This is a genomic window from Clostridium lundense DSM 17049, assembly GCF_000619945.1.
GTDB classification, from domain to species: Bacteria; Bacillota; Clostridia; order Clostridiales; family Clostridiaceae; genus Clostridium_AO; species Clostridium_AO lundense.
The window spans coordinates 128046-151227 of sequence record NZ_KK211043.1; the positions used below are offsets into that span (position 1 = coordinate 128046).

Consider the following 23182-nt stretch of genomic DNA (forward strand, 5'->3'; position numbering starts at 1 on the left):
TATATATAATATAGAGGCAAAAGATATAATACTTAAATAGTAGTTAATTTAAACATAAAGTGAGGGGAGAAGCATGGAAAATAACATTATAATTCTTCCTCTAATTCCTTTAAGAGGTATTACTATATTTCCTTATATGGTTATGCATTTTGATGTAGGAAGAGAAAAATCCATTTTAGCCCTAGAAGAGGCTATGCTAAATGGACAAAAAATTTTCTTAGCTACTCAAAAGGAAGCGAAAGTAGAAGAGCCAGATGAGAATGACATATTTCAAATGGGAACCATTTGCAATATAAAACAAATATTAAAATTACCTGGGGATACTGTAAGGGTTTTAGTTGAGGGAGAAAATAGAGCAAGTATTAAAAAGTTTGTTCAAGATGAGCCATATTTTAAATCTGAAGTTGAAGAAATAAAAGACTTAGAATGTGTAAGTGATAAAAAGTGTGAAGCTTTATTACGTTCAGTAAGAAAAGCTTTTGATGAGTACATAAAATTATCAGGAACTATTCCTGCTGAAACTATAATATCTTTAGATGATATAGAAAGTCCAGGAAGATTCTCTGATGTGGTTTGTTCCTATTTAATTTTGAAGCAAGAAAAAAAACAGGAACTTTTAGAAGCATATGATATAACTGAAAGGTTAGAAAAACTTCTTGTTGTCTTAAATAATGAAATAGATGTGTTAAAAGTTGAAAGAAAAATAGGAATAAAGGTAAAAAATAAAATTGATAAGGTACAGAAGGAATACTATTTAAGAGAACAGCTAAAAGCAATACAGGAAGAATTAGGGGAAGAAGACGAAGATAAAAAAGAAATAAATAGATATAAAAATAAAATAAATAAGGCTAAGTTACCTAAGCCAGTAAAAGAAAAAGCTTTATATGAATTAGACAGATTAAGAAACAGTGGTTCATATTCAGCTGAAGGCGGAGTAATAAGAACTTATTTAGATTGGATTCTAGATTTACCATGGAATGCCACAACAGAAGATAATCTAGATATAAAAAGAGCAAGAGAAATTTTAAAGAAGGAACATTATGGACTAGAAGATGTAAAAAATAGGATAATTGAATTCCTTGCTGTAAAGAAAATGAGTAATTCATTAAAAGGACCTATACTTTGTCTTGTAGGACCTCCAGGAGTAGGAAAAACTTCTATTGCTAAATCTATTGCTCATGCGCTAAATAGAAACTTTGTAAGAATGTCTCTGGGTGGAGTAAGGGATGAAGCTGAAATAAGAGGACATAGAAAAACTTATGTTGGAGCTATACCTGGTAGAATAATATATGGATTAAAACAGGCAAAGTCCAAAAATCCATTATTCCTTTTAGATGAAATAGATAAAATGAGTAATGACTTTAGGGGAGATCCGGCAGATGCTTTATTAGAAGTATTAGATAGTGAGCAAAATAATAGTTTTAGAGATCATTATTTAGAATTAGATGTTGATCTTTCAGATGTACTATTTATAACTACAGCTAATACCTTAGATACTATACCAAGACCTTTAATGGATAGAATGGAAGTAATAGAGGTATCTGGATATACTACTGAAGAAAAATTCCATATAGCAAAGGAACATTTAATACCTAAAAAGCTTAAAGAACATAATGTTGAAGAAGATAAAATAGAAATTTCTGATTCCGCTGTACATTTTATAATAGAAAGCTATACAAGAGAATCTGGAGTTAGAGGATTGGAAAGAAAGATAGCTTCTGTTATTAGAAAAGCTATTGCTGAAATGGTAGAGAAGGATAAGAAAAAAATAAATATAACAGTAAATCATGTAAAGAAATATTTAGGACCAGTTATATTTACTTATGATAAGGCTAATACTGTAGACCAAATTGGAGTGGTTATGGGAATGGCTTGGACTGGTTACGGTGGAGATACTTTGCCTGTAGAAGTAACTGTTATGTGCGGAACAGGAAAATTGGAATTAACAGGTCAGCTGGGAGATGTAATGAAAGAATCAGCTAAGGCTGGTTATAGCTATGTTAGAGCTAATGCAGAAAAATATGGAATAGATCCAGGGTTTTATAAGAATAAAGATGTACATATACATGTGCCAGAGGGAGCAGTACCAAAGGATGGTCCATCTGCTGGTGTAACAATGATTACTGCTATGGTATCTGCATTAAGTTCTAGAAAAGTAAAGCATAATGTGGCTATGACAGGTGAAATAACTTTAACTGGTAGAGTACTTCCTATAGGTGGATTAAAAGAAAAAACTTTAGCTGCTTTTAGAGCGGGTATTAATATGGTTATTATTCCAAAGGATAATGAAAAAGATTTATTAAAAATACCAAAATCAATAAAACAAAAAATAAACTTTGTATTAGCTGAAAACATAGATGAAGTATTAAATAATGCTTTAATTTAAATAAAAGAGTTGAGGAGATTAAAATGGAGATTAAAATGGAGATTAAACAAGCTGAGTTTATAAAATCTGCTGTGACTCCTAATCAATATCCAGAGGATGATAGAGTTGAAATAGCCTTTGTTGGAAGGTCTAATGTAGGAAAGTCATCATTAATTAATAATTTAACTAATAGAAGAAAATTAGTTAAGGTAAGTAGTACTCCAGGAAAAACAAAATTAATTAATTTCTTTTTAATTAATAATAGTTTTTATTTTGTTGATTTACCTGGTTATGGTTATGCCAAAGTTTCAAAACAAGAAAAATTAAATTGGAGTAAGACAATAGAGGCCTATCTTTTAAATAGACCTCAATTAAAAAACATAATGTTACTACTTGACTGTAGAAGAAAGCCTACAGAGGATGATATAACTATGTATAACTGGATAAAACACTACGGATATGATTCCACAGTGGTAGTTACTAAAAGTGATAAATTAAATAGAAGCGAATTAATGAGAAGTAAAAAAATTATAAAAGAGACATTAGGTATGAATGATGATGAAAAGTTGATTTTATATTCTACTTTGAAAAAACAGGGCAGAGAAGAATTGTTAAACGGTATATTTGAGTCATTAAAAGAAATAGAAGATAATATGTAAGTTTTATGGGCATGTAATACTTTGTACTAAATATGTATTACATGCCATATATTTTATGGGGGGTGATGCTTTGATAAAGATGAATTTTTTAAAAAATACAATAGTGTTTGCATTAGTATACCTTCCACCATTAGTAGTATTTTGGAAGTTGTGGATGAATAGAGGAAAGAGCAAAATATTATTATTAGTACTGAGCATTTTGTATTTAGTACTAAGCCTGTTTACTCAAAATTTATTACCATTTATTTTAGTATTAATTTGTATTAGATATATGAAAAATGATACGGAGCTATATAAAGATTATTATAGATATAATTTTAGTATAAGAAATTTTAACTTTATAAAAGCTTTAATGTATTCAATTATTTCATATGCTATTACAATAATTGTATCTGCTATAGTGCTAAATATGTTTTCAAAATATCAAGTACCTATAAAAGATCAGGAGATAGTTTCATATATGACTAAGTTGCCTTTAAAAAGGTTTATTTATATGATACCAGTGACAGTAATATTTGCACCAATATTGGAGGAATTTATTTTTAGATGGTTACTTTTTGAAAGAATATTTAAAGATAGGATAGGTATTTATTTAGCTGCTGTTATAAGTAGTGCTATTTTTAGTATGGTGCACTTTAATATAAAATCATTTGTTGCAATATTGTGGATAGGTTTATTTAACTGTTTTTTAATTCATAAGAAGGGTTATTGGTATGCAGTAACTAATCATGCACTGTTTAATTCTGTATCTACTTTTGTATTGTTATTTAAAAAACTAGGAATAATATAGTCCAAAATTAAAAAAAGATAAAAATAAAAGCTAAATTTTAACTTTTATTTTTATCTTTTTTTATGTGTCAAAATAGGAAAAAGAGAATAGTATATATTAGAAACACAAAAGAAGCAAAAAGAATCTTCTGAAAGGAGGAAGTAAAGTGGATTTCAACAGCCTATTAAATGGACTACTAGCTGAAGAGAATAATACATCCTTAAAATCTGCAAGAACTCCATTCAATAATCTAATTATATGGGCTATACTACTTTTAATTTTCTTAGGATGTGGTTGCAATGGTGGATATGGTGGAAATCAATGCTGCTGCCGTGAAAAATGCAAACATCGAAAAAGGTGCTGTTGTAGACAGAGCTGCTGTAGTTGCGGCGGATTTGAGAGAGGCTGTGGATGTGGAAGTGGCTGTGGCGGTGGATTCCTAAATAACAATTGTATATTTATCATAGCAATTGCAATACTAATATTCTGCTCATGTAGAGATGAGAGAGAAGACAGAGGAGGATGTGCCAACAGTCTAGTTGACCTAGATGCTGATGGTTTAGTAACAGTTGATGAAGAATAGAAAACAAATAAAACCAATGCCCAGAGGAAAGGGGGGTTTAACATGTCAAGGAGAAGAAGAGATTGTTGCTGTAATAGAAACGGCTCAGGAAATGGTCTATTGATATTAATATTAATAGTTCTTCAATTTAATTGCCGTGAAAGACGCGAACATGAGCATGAAGGCTGCATGATAGACAATGGTATATTGTTTATTATAGCATTATTCTTCCTAGCTTGCTGTGGAAACTTTAGCTTATGTTGCAATAACGGCTACTAGAAAAATGGCGAGGAGGGCATATTGCCCTCCTTACTATAAATTATAATAGGAGGGAGATAATGGGTAAGCATAAAAAACATAGAAGAAAAAGAGAAATAGAAGAAAATAATATTAACACTAATTCAAATAATAATTTAAATAATAATTTAAATAATAATTTAAATAATAATTTAAATAATAATTTAAATAATAATTTAATGGAAATGTTAAATAATATAGATAAAGAACAAATATCATCATTGCTATCAAGTTTAAATTTGGGAAATATGAATTTAGGCGAAAATAATAATGATGAAATTGATGGAAATGAAGTAAGTAATTTTAATACTATTAATAATGTTAATAGTATACCAAGTGATGATAAAACATTACAAATATTAAATGCTATTAAACCTATGGTAAATGCCGAAAGAGGGGAAATAATAGATAGGTTAATACAACTTTATGCTATTAGTAGGATAATAAAAAAATAAACATAATAAAAATAGAAAGACAAGAGTCTTTCTATTATTTTAGCGTAATATCATTCTTCTAAAGGGGGTTCTTCACATGTTAATATACTACAATTACCTTGGAACATTCCTCCATCTTTAATAATTATGTTTTTGATATTCACATCCCCTTGCACCTTTCCATAATTCTCAATAGTTAATATTTCTTGGCAAAACATATTTCCCTCTACTTTTCCGTTTATATATGCGTTTTTACATGAAATATCGCCTTTACAATATCCTGTTGATCCAACTATAATATCATCTTGCCATATTATATTTCCTTCTACATAGCCATCAATTTTTAAAAGACTTTCGCCCTTTAAAGAGCCAATTATAGTACAACCATCGCCTATTAAAGTTTCTATTTTATTGATATTTTTATCTTTATCTTTATCAGAAGAACTAAACATATATACTAAACCTCCTTTTAAAATATACTTTTAAATATGTATATTTATTTTTTTTTTATTTATTACTAAAAAGTAATACTTCCTTTAAATTTTACTTAAACTTAGTAAAAAAAATACGATAAGAATATAGATGAGAATTTAGGAGGTATAATTTATGTCTAAAATTGCACATTTAATAGAGATGCTGATTACATTACAATATAAAAGATTAACTACTGCTTCAGAATTAGCAGATGTTCTTGGGGTAGATAAAAAAACTATATATAGATACATAAATAATTTGAATTTAGCTAATATACCTGTACATACCAAGAAGGGAAGATATGGAGGGTTTTATATAGATCAAAATTTTTACATGAAGCCTCCTAAACTAAATTTTGAAGAGATGCAATCTCTTATTGCTGGGGAAAAGATTTTAGAGGAAAATAATTTTCCACTAAAAAATGATTTAAGAAATGCAGTATCTAAAATAAAGAGTATATGTTTACAGGATAGTAATGAGTTAGCCGAAAAAGTAAATGGAACAAATTTTAAACTTGATGATCTGGCAGATACATTAAAATTAGATGAAAAGATTAATAAGTTAAATTATTCTATGGAGAGAGGAAGAACTCTTAACATAGAATATTTTACTCAGAATAAAAATTCCTCCAATGAAGATAACATTGATCCGTATAATGTTATTTTTAAAGATGGTGAATGGTATGTAATAGCGTACTCTCATAGTAAGGACAAAGTAGAACTTTATAGATTGACTAGAATTAGAAATATCAATATTACAAATGATATATATATAAAGCCACGTACTTTTTTATTAGGTGAGTTCTTAGAGAATTCATGGGGAGTATTTAATGGACAAAAAAATTTAGTGAAAATTAGGTTTAATAAAGATGTTGCTGATTGCATTAGAAAAATTAAGTGGAGTACTACACAAGAAATAGAAAATGTAGAGAACGGAGATTTGTATTTAAAATTATATGTTGATGAATTAGAAGACATAAAAACATGGATATTAGGTTTTGGCAGAAAAGCAGAGGTGATTGAGCCAGCTTCATTGAGAACAGATATAGGTGAGGAGATAAAAAAACTATGTAATATATATAAATAAATTTTTAAATGAATGAATAATATTTTCTAAAATGGTTATTATAATAAATGTAATTGGAGAGTAAATCTCCAGAGCACTAAATAGAGTTACGTAACTTTATTTAATGTGCTAGAACCCCCCATCCCCCTTGGGACCGTTAACCGGTCCCTTTTTATTTTATTAAATATTTTTTAATTACTAAATAATTTATTAAGTATTTTAGTTTGGCACATATTAACTATAAAATCATTTATAAAAAGTAATTATATATTTAGTTTAATATGAGCAAAATAAAATAAAGATTATTATATTATGAGGGGTGAAAATTATGTTTAATATAAAAAAGACCAAACTTAAAAAATATATTAGCTGTATAATTATATTATGTTTAATTATAAGTTTAGTAGGCTGTAAAGGAAAAGAAGCAAGTACTAAAGAAAAAAAGTTAAGTATATATGTAGATATAAAAGATAAACATTCTTTAAATATAATAAAATTTCTTATAGATGAGTATAAGAAAGAACAGCCTAAAACAAATATAACAGTAAATAATTCAATGGGCACAGATACATTAAAGGATATTTCCAAAGGAAATGCTGGGGACATTATGTTCATATCTAGAAACAAAATGATAGAGTTGCAAGGTAAAGGATTATTAAGTGACTTATCTTCGTATTATGATAAAAATAAAATAAATGAAAGTTACTATAATGTAATAAACTCCTATGGTAGATATTCTGATAAATATTATGGACTTGGAATAATGCCATATACATTAGAGATGTTTTATAATAAGGAAGCATTAAAAAAAATAAATACTAAGGAGCCTACAAATATTAAAGATGGTCAAGATATATTGGGAAAACTAAACAAGCAATCAATAAAAGTGCCAGTAATTTTAACAGAAGATATAGATATAAATAATGCAATAGCGTCATTAATGATTTCTAACAAAAAGAACATATATAATGTTGATAGTATATATAATAGCTCAAAGGAAGCTTATAAGGACAAAAAAGAATTCCAAAGTATATTTGACAATATACAAACATTATATAAAAGTGGGATAGTTAATAAGAATACTTTTGAAATAGGTAATGAAAACACAATAAAAAGGTTTGTAAATGGTGATATACCAATGATAGTGAGCATTTCATACTACTATAAAGAGTTAAATAATAAAGATATTGGATTAATAGAGGATTATAGTTCAATAGCTTCTTTCAAGGGAAATGTGCCTATAATAGTAAATGCATTGCTATCTGTACCTATTAATGGGGAGAATGCGGAAGAAGTAAATGAATTTATAAAATTTGTCTTTAATGAAAAAACCCAAAAGAAGTTATTCCAAAAAGGATTTATAACAGGAAATATGAAAATTAATGAAGAAGCAAAAGATTTAGGAAAATCAATAGCTAAACATTTAAAGGAGGGCAATGAAAATAGCATTATATTTTTATATAATATTCCTGAAAAATTTTATGTAGCAATATCTTCAAAGATAGAAAAAATATTATCTGGGCAATATACTGGAAAAGAATGGACTAGTATAGTAGATGAAGTTTTTAAATATAAATAAATATAAAAATAAACAGCAGATTATATAATCTGCTGTTTATTTTTCATCATCATCGTTCATTTTATTACTGCAATCTTTACATATTCCATAAAAGTATACTTGATTTGTTAAAACTTCATAGTCAGTATGAGAAGCTATTTTTTTATTTAAATCTTGAAAGCATATATCTTCTATATCATCTACTTTTCCGCATTGAAGACATTGAATGTGAGAATGAGGACATACATTTCCATCATATCTAAAGTTACCTTCGCCTACATTAAGCTCCTGAATTAAATTAACCTCTACTAATGTTTTTAAAGCTTTATAAATTGTAGCTAAGCTCATTGTAGGATATTCTTCTTGTAAAGCTTTATAAATTACTTCAGCAGAAGGATGTTCTTTTGTTGATTTAAGATATTTATATACTGCAATTCTCTGAGGTGTCAATTTTAATTTTTTCTCTTTAAATATAGCAGTAATATTATTCATATACATCATCCTTTTACATAATTAATTGAATTATATAATAATATAATTAATTATATTTTATAATAAATATTATTAATGGTCAATTAATTTTACCTAAAAATGATTATGAATATTTTGCATTTTTATAAATAATTAAGGATAAAAGTATTAATACAGAAGTAATAGCTATAGTTCCCCCAGGTGCGCAATTTATATAAAATGAGGCTAATAATCCTATAATTATATCTATAAATCCAAAAATAATGGACGAAAAAAATGTAAACTTAAAACCTTTATTCAATTGCAATGCTGTAGCAACAGGCATAGCTATCATGGAGGATACTACTAGTATTCCCATTATTCTAATGGATAGTGATACAGTAGCTCCTACTAATAATGCAAAAATATAATTTACTAATCTAACGTTTATACCAGCAACTTCAGCACCATTTTCATCAAAAGTGATGTATAGTAATTTATTGAAAAGTATGTAGATTAAAATAACTGATATTATACTTAATGTTAGCATTATATATAGATCAGATTTTGACACAGTCAGTATGCTACCAAATAAGTATGAGTTAACGTTTGATTTAGTTTTACCTGTACTTATTAAAGTGATAGCTATACCTACACTTAAGGTCATAACTATTACTAGAATAATTTCAGCAAATTTTTTATAATAATTTCTTAAAAATTCAATAAGTAGTGCACAAACTGATGTAAATATAAATGCATATAAAAGTGGGTTACCGTTTAGAACAAGACCTAAAGCCACGCCAGCGAAAGAGGCATGGGATAAGGCATCACCCATCATAGAATATCGTTTTAGTACTAAAAAAGTTCCTACGGAAGGACATAATATAGAAATAAATATTGCAGCTATAAGTGCATTTTGAATGAAAGTATATTCAAACATGTGTACCTCCTTAAAAGTTTTTATAATCTAAAGCATTGAATAATAAAGCACTTCCTTCTTTCATTTTAATAATATGAGAAGAATTATTTAAAGCTGCTTCCATATTATGCTCTACAGATATAACTGTAATTTTTTTATTTATGTTTAGATTTTTTATAAAAGAATAAATTTCATTTTGACTTTTTATATCTACTCCTGTAGAAGGTTCATCTAAAATTAGAAGCTCAGGTTCTCCCATCAATGCTCTAGCTATAAAAACCTTTTGTTGTTGACCTCCTGAAAGATTGCCAATAAGAGTATTTTTGAATCTCAGCATACCTATAGAATCTAAGCTGTTGTCTATGATATTTTTATTTTTAATCTTTAATATATTTATATGACACTGCAAAATTTCATTTACAGTAATAGGAAATTGGGAGTTGAAATTATCTATTCTTTGAGGAACATAACCTATTTTATTTGTATTTATATTTATAGAACCCTTACAAGGTTTCAGAAGTTTTAATATGAGTTTAACTAAGGTACTTTTGCAACTTCCATTCTGTCCAATGATTGAAGTATAGGTTCCTTTACCAATATGTAGATTAATATTTTTTATGATATATGGTGTGTTTTTTGTGTATGAAAAACTTAAGTCATTTATTTGGATCATTCTTTATAAACCTCCTAATAGTAACACTAACATAAACATTATATACATACTTGCAAATTATTTGCAATATATACTTGACACTGAAAATAATTAATAATATTATAATTGAAGATGCAAATTATTTGCAGTAAATAACAGGTGGTGAATATATGAATAAAAAGTATAGCATAATGTGTATAATTTTATTTGCTTTATTATGCTTTGTGGGTTGCAGTAATAATAATAAGAATGTTATGAGTGAGAAACAAGAGAAAGATTCAAAGTTAAAGGTAGCAGTAAGTTTTAATCCTTTAAGAGAATTTACTGAATACATAGGAAAAGATAAGGTTCAGGTTGAAGTAATAGTACCAGACGGTACAGAACCACATGATTTTGAGCCTAAGGGTAAGGATTTAATAGTTCTAAATAATGCTAAAGTTTTTGTTTATAATGGGTTAGGAATGGAATCATGGATTGATAAAACATTAGAAAATGTAGATAATAAGGACTTAATTGTTGTAGATGCCTCAAAGGGGTGCAGTCCAATAAAAGCAACTGAAGAAGAAAAAAATGAACAAGGTGGTTATGATCCACATATTTGGCTTGGTTTAAGTACAGCTATAGTTGAAGGTGCTAATATAAAAGATGCATTAGTTAAAGCTGATCCAGCTAATAAACAATTTTATGAAAAAAACTATAATGATTTTAAAAATAAATTAGAAGTATTACTTAAAGACTACAAAGGAAAATTTGCTGCATTAAATAATAAAAGTTTTGTTACAGGACATGCGGCTTTTGCATACTTTTGTAGGGATTTTGGATTAAAGCAAAATAGTGTTGAAGGGGTTTTTGGAGAAGGAGAACCTACCCCTAAAAAGATGAAAGATTTAGTTGATTATTGTAAATCTAATAATGTAAAAACAATTTTTGTAGAGCAGATGGTAAGTCCTAAGGTATCAGAAACTTTGGCAAAGGAAGTAAATGCTAAAGTTAAAACAATATACACTATTGAGGCTAAAGAAGATAATAAAAATTATATAAAAAGCATGGAAGAAAATATAAAAGGTGTATATGAGAGTTTAAAGTAAAACATCAGGCATAGTTTATTCAAGAGCGTATCGTCCACTATAAAGTATTTGTGGTAGTGTTATTGAGTAAACTATGCTTAGATCATCAAAAAAAGATTTTAGAAATTTAAAAAAAGTAGTATAATAAAATATAAATGTATAAATCTATAAATTAGAAGGAGTGAACTTATTGGCTAAATGTGAAGTATGTGGCAGAAAGGCCGAAATACATCATGTAGTTAATAAAAGTCAAGGGGGAATTGATTTACCCTTAAATTATAAGTATCTATGTTCTGAACATCATAGAGGAAAGCATGGTCCACATAAAGATTGGAAACTGGACATGCAATATAAAATAGAGATGCAGGAAAGACTAGAGGAAATTCTGTATAAGGATTTTTACAGTCTAGAGGAGTTAGAAGAGCTATTAGAAGTAAATAAAAGCAAAGTAAAAAGATTAATAAAGAGTAACAAAATATATAAAGAGGGATATAAAAAAGAGGATATAATTTTTCTATTAATGGGCAATAAAAGATATGAATACAGAATGTTAGAAAGTTATGATGATTTTATACCTTTATTTGTTTAATAAACAGAGTTCTAAGCTTTAGAGAGAGTTTTTATTCCCACTTTAAAGAAGATGGGGTATTAGAGCGAGTAGTCACCAGATAAAAGACAGGAATTGATCCTGTCTTTTTTATATTTAGTGAAATGCTTAAAAAATCCAAAATAGGTTAAACATATAAAGAAGTAACAAAAGCACAGAGATAGGAGAATTAATATGTTGAAAAAAATAGTACATCCAGACATATTTCATGGAGAGAATAAGAAAAGAAATTTTTTTGAAGGTTGGTATTTTAAATTAGTAGATAAAGAGAGAAAGAATGCTTATGCATTAATTCCTGGAATATTTTTAGGTGAAAGAAAGGATTATTCTCATAGTTTTATTCAAATATTACATGGTAAAGAATCATTATATTTATATAAGAAATATAATATTGAAGACTTTAAATGGCATAGGGATAAATTTGTAATAAATATTAAAGATAACATTTTTTCCTTAAGTGGAATAAAGGTGGATATTAAAGATTCAGCAATATCTTTAAATGGAAAAGTTATATTTAATAATATTATCAAATGGCCAGATACTATAATGAATCCAGGTAGTATGGGGTTTTATAATTATATACCATTTATGCAATGCTATAGTCAGGTTTCTTCTTTAAATATGGATCTTAATGGTTATTTAGAGGTAAATGGAGAAGTTATAGATTTTAATGGAGGAAAGGGATACGTAGAAAAAAATTGGGGAAAGGCTTTTCCATACTCATGGGTATGGGTACAATGTAACAATTTTAAAAATAAAACTGTATCAGTTACATGTTCTATAGGGGAAGTACCCTTCTTATTAAGCAAATTTAGGGGGTTTTTAATAGGGTTAACATTAAATAATAAATTTTATAAGTTTACTACTATGAATAGAAGTAAGTTAAACATATCCAAAAAAGGAGAAGATATCTGCATTAAAGTCAATAATGGAACTAATACTTTAATAATAGATATAGAAAGTCCTAAAGATAAGTTTATATTATGCAACGGACCTAGGGACAATAAAATGATTCCTTTAGTTAAAGAAAATTTAAATAGTAAAGTTAAAATACAATTAAAGTGCAATATAGATAATAAAATATTATATTATGATGAAGGTGTTTGTGGTGGTGTAGAATATGGAGGGAAAATTATAAACATATTGGAGTAGTATTACAGTAATTGAATTTTAGCTTTTACTTATAAATATATAAGTATTGGTTAAATTATAATAGTAATACAAATATAGAAAGGGGAATATAAAGTGTCTCATAAAAATAATAAGAATAGCAAAGATAACAAGAAATCTAATCCAAAAACTAAAAAAGAGTTAGCAAAAATGAAAATGGAAACTTCTAATGAAATAGGCTACTCAAAAGAGTCTAGAAAGCTAGGCAAAGATAAAGAAAGAAAAGAGATATAAGATATATATATGAAAAGGCAGTAGATTTAAATGCTACTGCCTTTTAACAATAAAATATTAATTTTTAAGTGAAACTTTTTTACTTAAAAGAAATTTGAAAAAATAATATGTTTTTATTCAAAATACACTTGACTTCGGTGGACGAACATTGTACTATAATATAAAATAAATAAATCAATCAACTAGAATATATGATCGGGGTGATATTCTTGCAAATAATTTATAAGGGTACAAGAGGGGAAAAAAGCATAACTTCCTCAGAGGCTATAATAAAAGGTATTGCAGAAGATGGTGGATTATATGTACCAAATGAGTTTCCTAAAATTGATATACCATTTTCAAATTTAATTAATTATGATTATAAACAGTTGTGTGTATATATATTAAAAAAATATTTAACTGATTTTACAGAAGAAGAGATAAAGTATTGTGTCTATAACGCTTATGATAATAAATTTATTAAGGATGAGATAGCTCCATTAGTTAAGGTAGGAGAAGAATTCTTTTTAGAACTTTATCATGGACCTACCCTAGCATTTAAAGATATGGCATTATCCATACTACCTTATTTATTAAAGACTGCTTGCAGAAAATTAGGTATACAAGATGAAATAGTAATACTTACAGCTACATCAGGGGATACTGGAAAAGCAGCTTTACAGGGGTTTGCTAATGTAGAGGGAACTAAGATAATAGTATTCTTTCCTGAGGAGGGAGTAAGTTCTATTCAAAAAGCACAGATGATAACCCAGCAAGGGGAGAATACACACGTTGTAGGTATATATGGGAATTTTGATGATGCTCAGAGAGCAGTAAAAGAGATTTTTAATGATAAGGAATTTAATAATATATTAAAAGATAAAAAATACATGTTTTCTTCAGCTAACTCTATAAATATAGGAAGACTTTTACCTCAAGTAGTGTATTATATTTATTCATATTTATTTATGTTAAAGCAGGAGGAGATTAGGGAAGGAGAAAGCATAAATGTAGTTGTACCTACTGGGAATTTTGGAAATATATTAGCAGCTTATTATGCTAAGAAAATGGGACTTCCTATAAATAAGTTAATATGTGCTTCTAATGAAAATAATGTACTTTGTGATTTCTTTAATGAAGGAATATACAATAAAAATAGAGAGTTTAAAGTTACAAGTTCTCCTTCTATGGATATATTGATATCTAGCAATTTGGAGAGGCTTTTATATCATATTAGTGGTGAAGATGAGAGTATAGTAAGGGATTTAATGAGAAAGCTCAATAATGAAGGAAAATATGTGATAAATGAAAATATGAAAAATGAATTAAAAGATTTTTATTCTGGGTTTGCCAGTGACAAAGAAACCTATAAAATTATAAAGGATGTGTTTGAATACGATAAGTATTTAATGGACACGCATACAGCCGTAGCTTATAAGGTATATAGGGATTATAAAAATGTTATGAAGGATAATAAAAAGACTATTATTGCATCAACAGCTAGTCCTTTTAAATTTCCTAGAGATGTGTGCAAAGCATTAGGAATAGATAATAATGATCTAGATGATTTTCAATTATTAGATAAGCTTTCTTCTTTTGCAAATGTAAGTATTCCCAATGGCATAAGTGATATACAAGATAGAAAGGTTATTCATAACAATTTGTGTAAAAAAGAAGAACTAAAATCTCAAATAGAAAAATTTCTTAAGGTATAGGTGATATTTATGATAGAAATAGTAGTGCCAGCAACTAGTGCTAATTTGGGACCTGGCTTTGATACATTGGGTGTAGGTTTAAATTTGTATAATAAATTTTATATTGAGGAAATAGAAAAAGGATTAATTATTGAAGGTTGTGAAGAAGAGTATAGAAATGAAAAAAATTTAGTATATACATCTATGAAAAAATGCTTTGAGAAGGTAGGGTATAAGGAAAAGGGAATAAAGATAATTATAAAATCAGAAATACCTTCTTCAAGGGGGCTTGGAAGTAGTGCAGCATGTATAATTGGAGGAGTATTAGGAGCTAATAGTATTGCAGGAAATAAATTAAGTAAAGATGACATATTAAAACTGGCCACAGAAATAGAAGGACATCCTGATAATGTAGCACCAGCTCTTTTAGGAGGAATGACTGTATCAATTTTTGAAAATAATAATGTATATTACGATAAGATAAAAATTAAAAATGGTATTAAATTTTGTGCTTTAATACCAAATTTTAAACTATCTACAGAAAAGAGCAGAGAAGTTCTTCCTAAGGAAGTAACATATAAGGATGCTGTATTTAATATTGGAAGAGTATCTTTAATGATAACCTCCTTGGCAAATGGTAATTATGAATTATTAAAAGTAGCTAGTAAAGATAAATTACACGAACCTTATAGAAGTAAATTAATAGAAGATTATAATCTGATTGTTGACTTTTGTAATAAATCAGAGGCTTTGGGAGTTTTTCTAAGTGGTGCAGGGCCTACTATTATGGTATTACTAGAAGAAAAAAATGAACAATTTTATGAAAATATAAAAGAGTTATTAAAAAAATTAAAGAAAACATGGGAGTTAAAAGAGCTTCATGTGGATTTAGAAGGAGCTAAATTAAAAGAAAATTAAATATTGGGAGAGGGATAATAATGAAAAATATAGTAGTTGCAAAATTTGGAGGAAGTTCTCTTGCAGATAGTGCTCAATTTAACAAAGTGAAAGAGATAGTATTAGGAGATAAAAAAAGAAAATACATAGTTCCATCAGCACCAGGAAAAAGAAATAAAGAAGATGAAAAAATCACTGATTTACTTTATTTGTGTCATGATCGGGTTCAACAGAATAATTCATTTGATGATGCATTTAATTTAATAGAAAATAGATTTTTACAGTTAGTGAAGGAATTAAACGTAGGGATTAATATAAAAGAATATCTAGAGGAAATAAAGAAAAATATAGCTAAAGGTGCTTCTGCTGATTATACAGCAAGCAGAGGAGAATATTTAAATGGACTTATATTATCAGACTTTCTTGACTATGAATTTGTAGATCCAGCAGAAATAATTTTCTTTAGGGAGAATGGACTTTTTGATGAAGAAAGAACTCAAAAGGCTGTAAGTGAAAGATTATTAAAAATAGATAAGGCTGTAATACCAGGATTTTATGGTTCTATGCCTAATGGAAATATAAAAACTTTTTCTAGGGGAGGTTCAGATGTAACAGGTTCTATTATAGCTAGAGGAGTAAGTGCAGATATATATGAGAATTGGACAGATGTATCTGGTTTCTTAATGGCTGATCCTAGAATAGTAGAAAATCCTAAAAATATTAAAAAGATTACCTATAGAGAATTACGAGAATTATCTTATATGGGTGCTACAGTATTGCATGAAGAAGCAATTTTTCCTGTAAGAAAAGAAGGAATTCCTATAAATATTAAAAATACAAATTCTCCAGAAGATGAAGGTACTTTTATAATAAATGACTTAGAACTATTAAATAATATGAGTACTATTACAGGAGTAGCGGGAAAAAAAGATTTTACAGTTATAACTATTGAAAAAAATATGATGAACGTTGAGCAGGGATATTGTCGTAAGGTGCTTTCAGTATTAGAAGAAAATAATGTATCTTTTGAGCATATGCCTTCAGGGGTAGATACAGTCTCTCTTGTAATTGCACAGTCACAGCTTGATGGAAAGTTAGAAAAAATACTAATGGAAGTAGAAACCAAGTGCAATCCTGATAAAATAGAGGTACATCCTGATATGGCATTGGTAGCAGTGGTTGGAAGAGGTATGCTAAGAACTATAGGAACCTCTGCAAAGATTTTTGAAGCTTTGGCTAAAAATGATGTAAATGTAAGGATGATAAGTCAGGGTTCAAGCGAAATAAATATAATAGTTGGAGTTGAAAATAAGGACTTTGAAAATGCAGTAAGGGCTATATATAATGCTTTTTCAAAATAAGGGGGATATATATGAAGGAAGTAAAAATAGGCTTATTGGGGCTTGGAAATGTAGGTAAAGGTGTTTGGAAAATACTAGACATGAATAGAGAAGAGCTTATAAAAAGGTCTGGATATGATATTAAGATAGGAAAAATTCTTGTAAAAGATATAAATAAAAAAAGGGATGTAGATGTACCAAAAGAAATATTAACTGAGGATTTTAATGAAATACTTGAAGATGATAGTATTGAAATTATAGTAGAGCTTATGGGAGGGTTAGAACCAGCTGTTGATTATATGTTAAAAGGAATGAAAAGGAAGAAGCATATTGTTACAGCAAATAAGATGGCAGTAGCCACAAAAGGTAATATTCTTTTAGAAACTTCTAAAAAAGAAGGGGTAATGCTTTATTATGAAGGAAGTGTAGCAGGGGGAATACCTATAATCCACGGATTAAAAGATAACCTAGTTGCTAATAAAATAGAAGAAGTAATAGGAATAATAAATGGAACTACAAATTATATTTTAACTAAAATGACTCAGGATAAAATAAGTTTTGAGGAAGCTTTAAAGGAAGCTCAAGCAAAAGGTTATGCGGAAGCAGACCCAACTTCTGATGTAGAGGCTTTTGATGCGGTATATAAATTATGCATTTTATCATCATTAGCTTTTGATACAATTGTAAATGTAAATTCTATTTATAGGGAAGGTATAACCAATGTTAAACCTATTGATATAGAATATGCAAAAGAATTTGGTTATGTAATAAAACTTTTAGGTGTAATAAAGGAGTCAAATGGAGAATTAGAATTAAGAGTGCATCCAACTATGGTTCCGTCAGCGCATCCATTGGCTAATGTAAATGATTCTTTTAATGCTATATTCTTGAAAGGAAATGCAGTAGGCGATTTAATGCTTTATGGTAGAGGAGCTGGTGAGCTGCCTACAGGTAGTGCAGTGGTAGGAGATATAGTATCTATATTAAGAAATAAAGAAAAATCTTCTTACTATCCACATTTGGGAAATGAAGAAGATAAAAAGATAAAGGATATGCAGGAAGTAGAATGTGAATATTATATTAGGATAACAGTAAAAGATAAGCCAGGTGTTTTGGGGGAAATATCCAGTATATTTGGTAAAAATAATGTAAGTATACTTTCTGTTATCCAAAAAGGAAAAAGAGAAGAGCAGGTTTCATTGGTATTTATAACTCATAATACTTTAGAAGGTAATATTAATAAGTCAATAGAGATGATAAAAGCTTTAGATGATGCTGAGAAAATAGAAAATATAATAAGAATAGAGAATTTATAATAAATAGTTAGTATAGTACTATCATATATCTTGGTAGTACTATATTTTTTGCTATAAATAATTACAGATAATTACTGAGATATACAATAAAAAATAGAACAGTTTTAACCCTTTACCAAGAGCGTAGTGGTTTTTTTAAGCAAATTTCTAATATTTATTTTAAGATAAATTTAAAATAGTAAGCTCTGGAGAGGACATAATTTAAAAAGTAATCATAGAATATATTGGATTGTTTATAAAAAGCAAATAAACATGTAAAGGGTGAGATATTTGAAGATAGGTATAATATCTGATACACATATAACCAAACATTGTGAAAATATTAATAAAATAATTGATAGGTACTTTAAAGACGTAGATATGATTATTCATGTAGGGGACTTTGATTCCATGGATGTTGTAAATAATATAAAAAAGAAAAAGAAATTTGTAGGTGTTTTTGGCAATAATGATAGCAGTGCTGTAAAGCAATACTTAAAAGAAAAAGACATAATAAGCATAGAAGGATATAAAATTGGTATGTTTCACGGCCATGGGGAGAAAAAAAATGCTATGGATAGAGCTTATGATCAATTCAAAGATAGTAAAGTAGATATAATAATATTTGGACATAGCCATCAGCCTATAATAAAAACCAAAAATAAAATACTAATGTTAAATCCAGGTTCCCCTAGTCGTAAACTTAAAGAAAGATGGTATTCTTATATAATATTAGAATTAGAAAAAAAGAAAATACAGGCAAGAATAGTGTTTTTCAATAATAAATAAAGTAAACGGTAATGTAACTTCTTTAAATTAAAGAGATTACATTACTGTTTACTAATATAATTAATTTTAGTATAGAGGTTTTATAAACATTTGTGTCCAATAGCAAATACCATTTTTATCTTTTGCCAAGCCTACTCCAATTTGAGAGAAATTAGGACTTAAAATATTACTTCTATGCCCAGGAGAATTCATCCAAGCGGTTACTACTTCTTGAGGAGTTCTTTGCCCCATTGCTATATTTTCACCAGCAGCTGAAAATTTAATGCCAAAGGATTCCATCATAGTAAAAGGAGATCCATAAGTTGGTGATGTATGAGAAAAATAACTTTTATTTATCATGTCTTGTGATTTATATCTAGCAATTCTAGATACTTCCCAATTTTCTTTTAATGCAGGTAATCCATTTTTACTTCTCTCTATGTTGACTAATCGAACTACTTCACTTTCTTGTGTTTTTACATCTTGCATATTTGGAATTGATATCTTTTGTCCGGGATATATTAAACTTGGATTTTTTAATTGAGGATTTTCCGCAATTAACTCACTTATACCAACTTGATTTTTTACAGCTATTTTCCAAAGACTGTCTCCGGACTGAACAGTATATGTTAAAGGAGCTGCAAATACTGTGGTTGAAATACATAATGTGCAAATTATAGCTGTTATTATTTTTTTTATCATTATTAAATCACCTCATACTTATTTTTAATTTAAATAAATAATTTATGTTAGCACCTTATGGTTTGTAAGCCATAAACTACATTTGAATTTTGTGAAAAATTTTAATATTTTCACATATAAGGTGTAATTATTTATATGAATTGTGATATTAATGATCTATGTTACTTATTAGCAATACTAAATGATACGTTATATATTTTTAGAATCACAGATATATGCGTTTTTATTAATACATTAGAGTAGCATAATTCAATTTAAATTTTAAATTATGCATAATAATGCTTTAGTAAAACGTTGACAAAGAAAAATAAATAATATATAATACACTTAACCGGTTTAGTAAACCGGTTAAGTGGAAAGAGGTGAAGGGAAATTTATGAAAAATATTTGTGTCTTAGGAAGCATTAATATTGATATAGTGTTGAGAGTAGACAGAATGGTGAAAACAGGAGAAACCATACTTTCTAAAGATTTTAAAAAGATACCAGGTGGAAAAGGGGCAAATCAAGCGGTTGCAGCTAGAAGACTTGGTGGAAATGTATATATGATAGGAAAAGTTGGACAAGATGATAATGGGAAAATGTTAACTAAAGCACTTGAAAACGATGACATAGATTTAACATATACTTCAATAGATGAAAAAGCACCAACAGGAATGGCTATAATTACTGTAGATGATAATGGTAACAATTCTATAATAGTAGTTCCTGGTTCTAATATGAATATAACAAAAGAGGAAATTCATAATGCAGAAGAAATTATAAAAAATTCTAATGTAATAATAGCCCAATTTGAAACTCCAGTAGAGACTACTATAGAAGCTTTTAAAATAGCTAAAAATTATGGAGTTACAACTATATTAAATCCAGCTCCGGCAAAAGAAATAGAAGATGAATTATTAAAATACACAGATATAATTATTCCAAATGAAACTGAAGCCTACGAACTTACAAAAATAAAAATAGAAGATGAAGAAAGTATAAAGAAAGCAGCAAAAGTTTTTGCAGAAAAAGGAGTAAAATTCGTAATAATTACTCTAGGAGAAAAAGGAGCAGCTTTAATTTCTAAGGATGATTTTTGTATAGTTCCAGCATATAAAGTGCAAGCTATAGACACTACTGCAGCAGGGGATAGCTTTATAGGAGCAGTAGCTAATAAACTTAATGTTAGCAATAAAGTAGATTTTGAATCTATAAAGAAAGCTATAGAGTTTGGAAATAAAGTATCATCTATAACAGTTCAAAGACAAGGAGCTCAACCATCCTTACCTTATTTAGATGAAGTAATAAAAGTTTATGGAGAGGATTAATTATGAAGAAAATAGGAATTTTAAATAGCAATATATCTTCTGTAATATCAAAAATGGGACATACTGATTCATTAGCAATAGGAGACTGTGGACTTCCTATTCCAGAAGAAACTGAAAGAATTGATTTAGCTCTTATAAAGGGTATTCCAACTTTTATGGATACATTAAAGGCTGTTTTAATGGAACTTAAAGTAGAAGAAGTCCAAATAGCAACAGAAACCATGGAAGTAAGTCCAATACTTTATAAAGAAATAGAAAAAGAATTAGGAAATATAAAGATCACTTTTATAAGTCATGAGGAATTGAAAAATAGGCTGAAAAATTGTAAAGCTGTTATAAGAACTGGAGAACAAACACCTTATGCAAATGTAATATTAAAATCAGGAGTGGTTTTTTAAGGAGGAAAGAATATGGAAGTGAAAAAACCTCTTTTAGAAATGATAGATATCTCCAAATCTTTCCCAGGAGTAAAGGCTCTTCAAAATGTAAATTTAAAAGCTTATGGAGGTGAAGTGCTAGCACTACTTGGTGAAAATGGAGCAGGAAAATCTACATTAATGAAAATACTTAGTGGAGTATATAAAAAAGATGAAGGTAAAGTTCTAATAGATGGTAATGAAGTAAATATAGGTGGAATAAAAGATGCTGAAAATCTAGGGATTTCTATTATACATCAGGAATTAAGCTTACTTTCAAATCTAAAAATATATGAAAACATATTTTTAGGAAATGAAAAATATAATGGTGCTTTAAGAAAATTAGATAAAAAGTACATGAAAGAAAAGAGCAAAGAACTTTTATCTAAAATTGGATTTAATATAAAGCCTGATACATTAGTAAAGGATCTAAATGTTGGCGAAATGCAGATGATAGAAATAATAAAGGCCATATCAAAAGATTCAAAAATAATAATTATGGATGAGCCTACCACTGCATTAACTGATGTAGAAACTGAAAAGTTATTTGAGGTTATTGAAAGATTAAAATCTCAAGGTATAGCAATTATATATATATCTCACAGAATGGATGAGATATTTAAGATATGCGATAGAGTTACAGTATTAAGAGACGGAAAATATATAGGTGATGCTATAGTAAAAGAAGTTACAAAAGATGACTTAATATCTATGATGGTAGGAAGAAAATTAGAAGAACAATTCCCTTATAGAAAAGAGAAAGAGGGGGAGGTTTTATTAAAAGTAGAAAATCTATGCTACAAAGGTAAAGTGAAAAATGTATCTTTTCATGTTAAAGAAGGTGAAATTTTAGGGGTAGCAGGGCTTATGGGATCAGGTAGAACAGAGGCTGCTAAGACTATATTTGGTGAATACAAGAAATCTTCAGGAGACATATATATAGAAGGAAAAAAAGTTAATATAAAATCTCCAAAGGATGCAATAGATAATGGAATTGCTTATTTATCTGAAGACAGAAAAAAAGAAGGTCTTGTATTAAATATGTCTGTTAGAGAAAATATGAGTATTTGTAATTTGAAAAAATATGAGAATTCATTAAAGAGAATAAATAGAGTACAAGAATTAGAAGAAGTAAATACTTATATAAAAAAGCTTTCAGTAAAAACTCCATCACCAGCTCAGATAATTAAAAATTTAAGTGGAGGAAATCAACAAAAAGCAATAATTGCAAAATGGATAATGATTTCACCAAAGGTTTTAATTATAGATGAGCCTACTAAGGGGATAGATGTTGGTGCAAAAAAAGAAATATATGAAGTATTAAATGAACTTAAAAAGATGGGAAAAGCAATAATTATGATTTCTTCTGATATGCCTGAAATCCTAGGAGTAAGTGACAGGGTAATAGTTATGAGTGAAGGAAAGATATCAGGAGAATTATCAAGAGAAGAAGCTACTCAAGAAAATATAATGAAGTATGCTGTAAATATGAATAACTAA

General features: G+C 28.1%; 25 protein-coding genes. 20 read left to right on the forward strand and 5 right to left on the reverse strand.

Annotated features, from left to right (window positions below; all coding sequences use genetic code 11):
• Window positions 1-73: 73 nt before the first annotated feature.
• From lon to T514_RS0122620, 6 genes are all read left to right on the forward strand, one after another.
• Window positions 74-2386, forward strand: a complete 2313-nt coding sequence (gene lon / locus T514_RS0122595) for an endopeptidase La (RefSeq protein ID WP_027626771.1) — start codon at window positions 74-76, stop codon at window positions 2384-2386.
• A gap of 35 nt (window positions 2387-2421) precedes the next feature.
• Window positions 2422-3024: a ribosome biogenesis GTP-binding protein YihA/YsxC gene (gene yihA, locus T514_RS0122600; RefSeq protein ID WP_027626772.1), complete on the forward strand. Its 603-nt coding sequence runs from the start codon at window positions 2422-2424 to the stop codon at window positions 3022-3024.
• 79 nt (window positions 3025-3103) lie between these two features.
• Entirely contained in the window at window positions 3104-3814 is a 711-nt protein-coding gene (locus T514_RS0122605; RefSeq protein ID WP_027626773.1) for a CPBP family intramembrane glutamic endopeptidase, read from the forward strand.
• A 145-nt stretch (window positions 3815-3959) separates the two neighbouring features.
• Window positions 3960-4376: a hypothetical protein gene (locus T514_RS25985; RefSeq protein WP_051542264.1), complete on the forward strand. Its 417-nt coding sequence runs from the start codon at window positions 3960-3962 to the stop codon at window positions 4374-4376.
• Between the two features lie 42 nt (window positions 4377-4418).
• Window positions 4419-4634 (forward strand): hypothetical protein, encoded by a 216-nt coding sequence (locus tag T514_RS26400; RefSeq protein ID WP_084284853.1) that lies wholly within the window; start codon window positions 4419-4421, stop codon window positions 4632-4634.
• Between the two features lie 59 nt (window positions 4635-4693).
• Window positions 4694-5107 (forward strand): hypothetical protein, encoded by a 414-nt coding sequence (locus tag T514_RS0122620; RefSeq protein WP_051542265.1) that lies wholly within the window; start codon window positions 4694-4696, stop codon window positions 5105-5107.
• 50 nt (window positions 5108-5157) lie between these two features.
• Here the strand turns inward: T514_RS0122620 and T514_RS0122625 are convergent, their stop codons facing one another.
• Window positions 5158-5538 (reverse strand): bactofilin family protein, encoded by a 381-nt coding sequence (locus T514_RS0122625; RefSeq protein WP_027626775.1) that lies wholly within the window; start codon window positions 5536-5538, stop codon window positions 5158-5160.
• A 154-nt stretch (window positions 5539-5692) separates the two neighbouring features.
• Between T514_RS0122625 and T514_RS0122630 the strand changes: the two genes are divergently transcribed.
• Together T514_RS0122630 and T514_RS0122635 are read left to right on the forward strand one after the other, a co-directional pair.
• Window positions 5693-6646 (forward strand): helix-turn-helix transcriptional regulator, encoded by a 954-nt coding sequence (locus tag T514_RS0122630; protein WP_027626776.1) that lies wholly within the window; start codon window positions 5693-5695, stop codon window positions 6644-6646.
• Between the two features lie 307 nt (window positions 6647-6953).
• Window positions 6954-8204: an ABC transporter substrate-binding protein gene (locus tag T514_RS0122635; protein ID WP_034870073.1), complete on the forward strand. Its 1251-nt coding sequence runs from the start codon at window positions 6954-6956 to the stop codon at window positions 8202-8204.
• Between the two features lie 36 nt (window positions 8205-8240).
• Here T514_RS0122635 and perR read toward each other — a convergent pair whose 3' ends face one another.
• The 3 genes from perR to T514_RS0122650 all read right to left on the reverse strand — a co-directional run bounded on the left by perR (window position 8241) and on the right by T514_RS0122650 (window position 10225).
• Window positions 8241-8675 (reverse strand): transcriptional regulator PerR, encoded by a 435-nt coding sequence (perR, locus tag T514_RS0122640; RefSeq protein ID WP_027626778.1) that lies wholly within the window; start codon window positions 8673-8675, stop codon window positions 8241-8243.
• A 103-nt stretch (window positions 8676-8778) separates the two neighbouring features.
• Window positions 8779-9573 (reverse strand): metal ABC transporter permease, encoded by a 795-nt coding sequence (locus tag T514_RS0122645; protein WP_027626779.1) that lies wholly within the window; start codon window positions 9571-9573, stop codon window positions 8779-8781.
• A gap of 10 nt (window positions 9574-9583) precedes the next feature.
• Window positions 9584-10225 (reverse strand): metal ABC transporter ATP-binding protein, encoded by a 642-nt coding sequence (locus T514_RS0122650; RefSeq protein ID WP_027626780.1) that lies wholly within the window; start codon window positions 10223-10225, stop codon window positions 9584-9586.
• A gap of 149 nt (window positions 10226-10374) precedes the next feature.
• Here T514_RS0122650 and T514_RS0122655 point away from each other — a divergent pair, with 149 nt between their 5' ends.
• From T514_RS0122655 to T514_RS0122695, 9 genes are all read left to right on the forward strand, one after another.
• Complete coding sequence (locus T514_RS0122655) at window positions 10375-11292, forward strand: metal ABC transporter substrate-binding protein (RefSeq protein WP_027626781.1); 918 nt, start codon at window positions 10375-10377, stop codon at window positions 11290-11292.
• Window positions 11293-11461: 169 nt separating this feature from the next.
• Window positions 11462-11860, forward strand: a complete 399-nt coding sequence (locus tag T514_RS0122660; RefSeq protein ID WP_027626782.1) for an HNH endonuclease — start codon at window positions 11462-11464, stop codon at window positions 11858-11860.
• 192 nt (window positions 11861-12052) lie between these two features.
• The gene (locus T514_RS0122665) at window positions 12053-13030 is read left to right on the forward strand and encodes a tocopherol cyclase family protein (protein WP_027626783.1); all 978 of its coding nucleotides are present in this window, start codon (window positions 12053-12055) and stop codon (window positions 13028-13030) included.
• Between the two features lie 93 nt (window positions 13031-13123).
• Window positions 13124-13282 (forward strand): small, acid-soluble spore protein, alpha/beta type, encoded by a 159-nt coding sequence (locus tag T514_RS26405; RefSeq protein ID WP_084284855.1) that lies wholly within the window; start codon window positions 13124-13126, stop codon window positions 13280-13282.
• A gap of 215 nt (window positions 13283-13497) precedes the next feature.
• Window positions 13498-14976 carry a threonine synthase gene (gene thrC / locus T514_RS0122675; RefSeq protein WP_027626784.1) on the forward strand — a complete coding sequence of 493 codons (1479 nt, stop codon included), beginning with the start codon at window positions 13498-13500 and terminating at the stop codon, window positions 14974-14976.
• Between the two features lie 9 nt (window positions 14977-14985).
• On the forward strand, window positions 14986-15873 hold the full coding sequence (gene thrB, locus T514_RS0122680) for a homoserine kinase (RefSeq protein ID WP_027626785.1): 888 nt from the start codon (window positions 14986-14988) through the stop codon (window positions 15871-15873).
• A 20-nt stretch (window positions 15874-15893) separates the two neighbouring features.
• Window positions 15894-17213: an aspartate kinase gene (locus tag T514_RS0122685; protein ID WP_027626786.1), complete on the forward strand. Its 1320-nt coding sequence runs from the start codon at window positions 15894-15896 to the stop codon at window positions 17211-17213.
• 11 nt (window positions 17214-17224) lie between these two features.
• Complete coding sequence (locus tag T514_RS0122690; protein ID WP_027626787.1) at window positions 17225-18508, forward strand: homoserine dehydrogenase; 1284 nt, start codon at window positions 17225-17227, stop codon at window positions 18506-18508.
• A 261-nt stretch (window positions 18509-18769) separates the two neighbouring features.
• On the forward strand, window positions 18770-19276 hold the full coding sequence (locus T514_RS0122695) for a YfcE family phosphodiesterase (protein WP_242850651.1): 507 nt from the start codon (window positions 18770-18772) through the stop codon (window positions 19274-19276).
• A gap of 66 nt (window positions 19277-19342) precedes the next feature.
• On the opposite strand, the gene safA is transcribed toward T514_RS0122695, so the two are convergent.
• Window positions 19343-19957 carry a SafA/ExsA family spore coat assembly protein gene (safA, locus tag T514_RS0122700; protein WP_027626789.1) on the reverse strand — a complete coding sequence of 205 codons (615 nt, stop codon included), beginning with the start codon at window positions 19955-19957 and terminating at the stop codon, window positions 19343-19345.
• Window positions 19958-20333: 376 nt separating this feature from the next.
• Between safA and rbsK the strand changes: the two genes are divergently transcribed.
• From rbsK to T514_RS0122715, 3 genes are read left to right on the forward strand one after another with little or no spacing between them, the layout of a single operon-like run.
• Window positions 20334-21266 carry a ribokinase gene (rbsK, locus tag T514_RS0122705; protein WP_027626790.1) on the forward strand — a complete coding sequence of 311 codons (933 nt, stop codon included), beginning with the start codon at window positions 20334-20336 and terminating at the stop codon, window positions 21264-21266.
• Between the two features lie 2 nt (window positions 21267-21268).
• The gene (rbsD, locus tag T514_RS0122710) at window positions 21269-21664 is read left to right on the forward strand and encodes a D-ribose pyranase (protein WP_027626791.1); all 396 of its coding nucleotides are present in this window, start codon (window positions 21269-21271) and stop codon (window positions 21662-21664) included.
• Between the two features lie 12 nt (window positions 21665-21676).
• Window positions 21677-23182, forward strand: a complete 1506-nt coding sequence (locus tag T514_RS0122715) for a sugar ABC transporter ATP-binding protein (protein ID WP_027626792.1) — start codon at window positions 21677-21679, stop codon at window positions 23180-23182.

Bases quoted from the DNA above. Each gene is read 5' to 3' on its own strand.
- perR (WP_027626778.1), bottom strand. From the start codon at position 8,675: ATGAATAATATTACTGCTATATTTAAAGAGAAAAAATTAAAATTGACA.
- T514_RS26400 (WP_084284853.1), top strand. From the start codon at position 4,419: ATGTCAAGGAGAAGAAGAGATTGTTGCTGTAATAGAAACGGCTCAGGA.
- T514_RS0122620 (WP_051542265.1), top strand. From the start codon at position 4,694: ATGGGTAAGCATAAAAAACATAGAAGAAAAAGAGAAATAGAAGAAAAT.
- T514_RS0122650 (WP_027626780.1), bottom strand. From the start codon at position 10,225: ATGATCCAAATAAATGACTTAAGTTTTTCATACACAAAAAACACACCA.
- T514_RS0122625 (WP_027626775.1), bottom strand. From the start codon at position 5,538: ATGTTTAGTTCTTCTGATAAAGATAAAGATAAAAATATCAATAAAATA.
- safA (WP_027626789.1), bottom strand. From the start codon at position 19,957: ATGATAAAAAAAATAATAACAGCTATAATTTGCACATTATGTATTTCA.
- rbsD (WP_027626791.1), top strand. From the start codon at position 21,269: ATGAAGAAAATAGGAATTTTAAATAGCAATATATCTTCTGTAATATCA.
- T514_RS0122690 (WP_027626787.1), top strand. From the start codon at position 17,225: ATGAAGGAAGTAAAAATAGGCTTATTGGGGCTTGGAAATGTAGGTAAA.
- T514_RS0122605 (WP_027626773.1), top strand. From the start codon at position 3,104: ATGAATTTTTTAAAAAATACAATAGTGTTTGCATTAGTATACCTTCCA.
- T514_RS0122635 (WP_034870073.1), top strand. From the start codon at position 6,954: ATGTTTAATATAAAAAAGACCAAACTTAAAAAATATATTAGCTGTATA.
- lon (WP_027626771.1), top strand. From the start codon at position 74: ATGGAAAATAACATTATAATTCTTCCTCTAATTCCTTTAAGAGGTATT.
- T514_RS0122645 (WP_027626779.1), bottom strand. From the start codon at position 9,573: ATGTTTGAATATACTTTCATTCAAAATGCACTTATAGCTGCAATATTT.
- T514_RS0122655 (WP_027626781.1), top strand. From the start codon at position 10,375: ATGAATAAAAAGTATAGCATAATGTGTATAATTTTATTTGCTTTATTA.
- T514_RS0122685 (WP_027626786.1), top strand. From the start codon at position 15,894: ATGAAAAATATAGTAGTTGCAAAATTTGGAGGAAGTTCTCTTGCAGAT.
- rbsK (WP_027626790.1), top strand. From the start codon at position 20,334: ATGAAAAATATTTGTGTCTTAGGAAGCATTAATATTGATATAGTGTTG.
- thrB (WP_027626785.1), top strand. From the start codon at position 14,986: ATGATAGAAATAGTAGTGCCAGCAACTAGTGCTAATTTGGGACCTGGC.
- T514_RS0122665 (WP_027626783.1), top strand. From the start codon at position 12,053: ATGTTGAAAAAAATAGTACATCCAGACATATTTCATGGAGAGAATAAG.
- T514_RS0122715 (WP_027626792.1), top strand. From the start codon at position 21,677: ATGGAAGTGAAAAAACCTCTTTTAGAAATGATAGATATCTCCAAATCT.
- T514_RS0122630 (WP_027626776.1), top strand. From the start codon at position 5,693: ATGTCTAAAATTGCACATTTAATAGAGATGCTGATTACATTACAATAT.
- yihA (WP_027626772.1), top strand. From the start codon at position 2,422: ATGGAGATTAAACAAGCTGAGTTTATAAAATCTGCTGTGACTCCTAAT.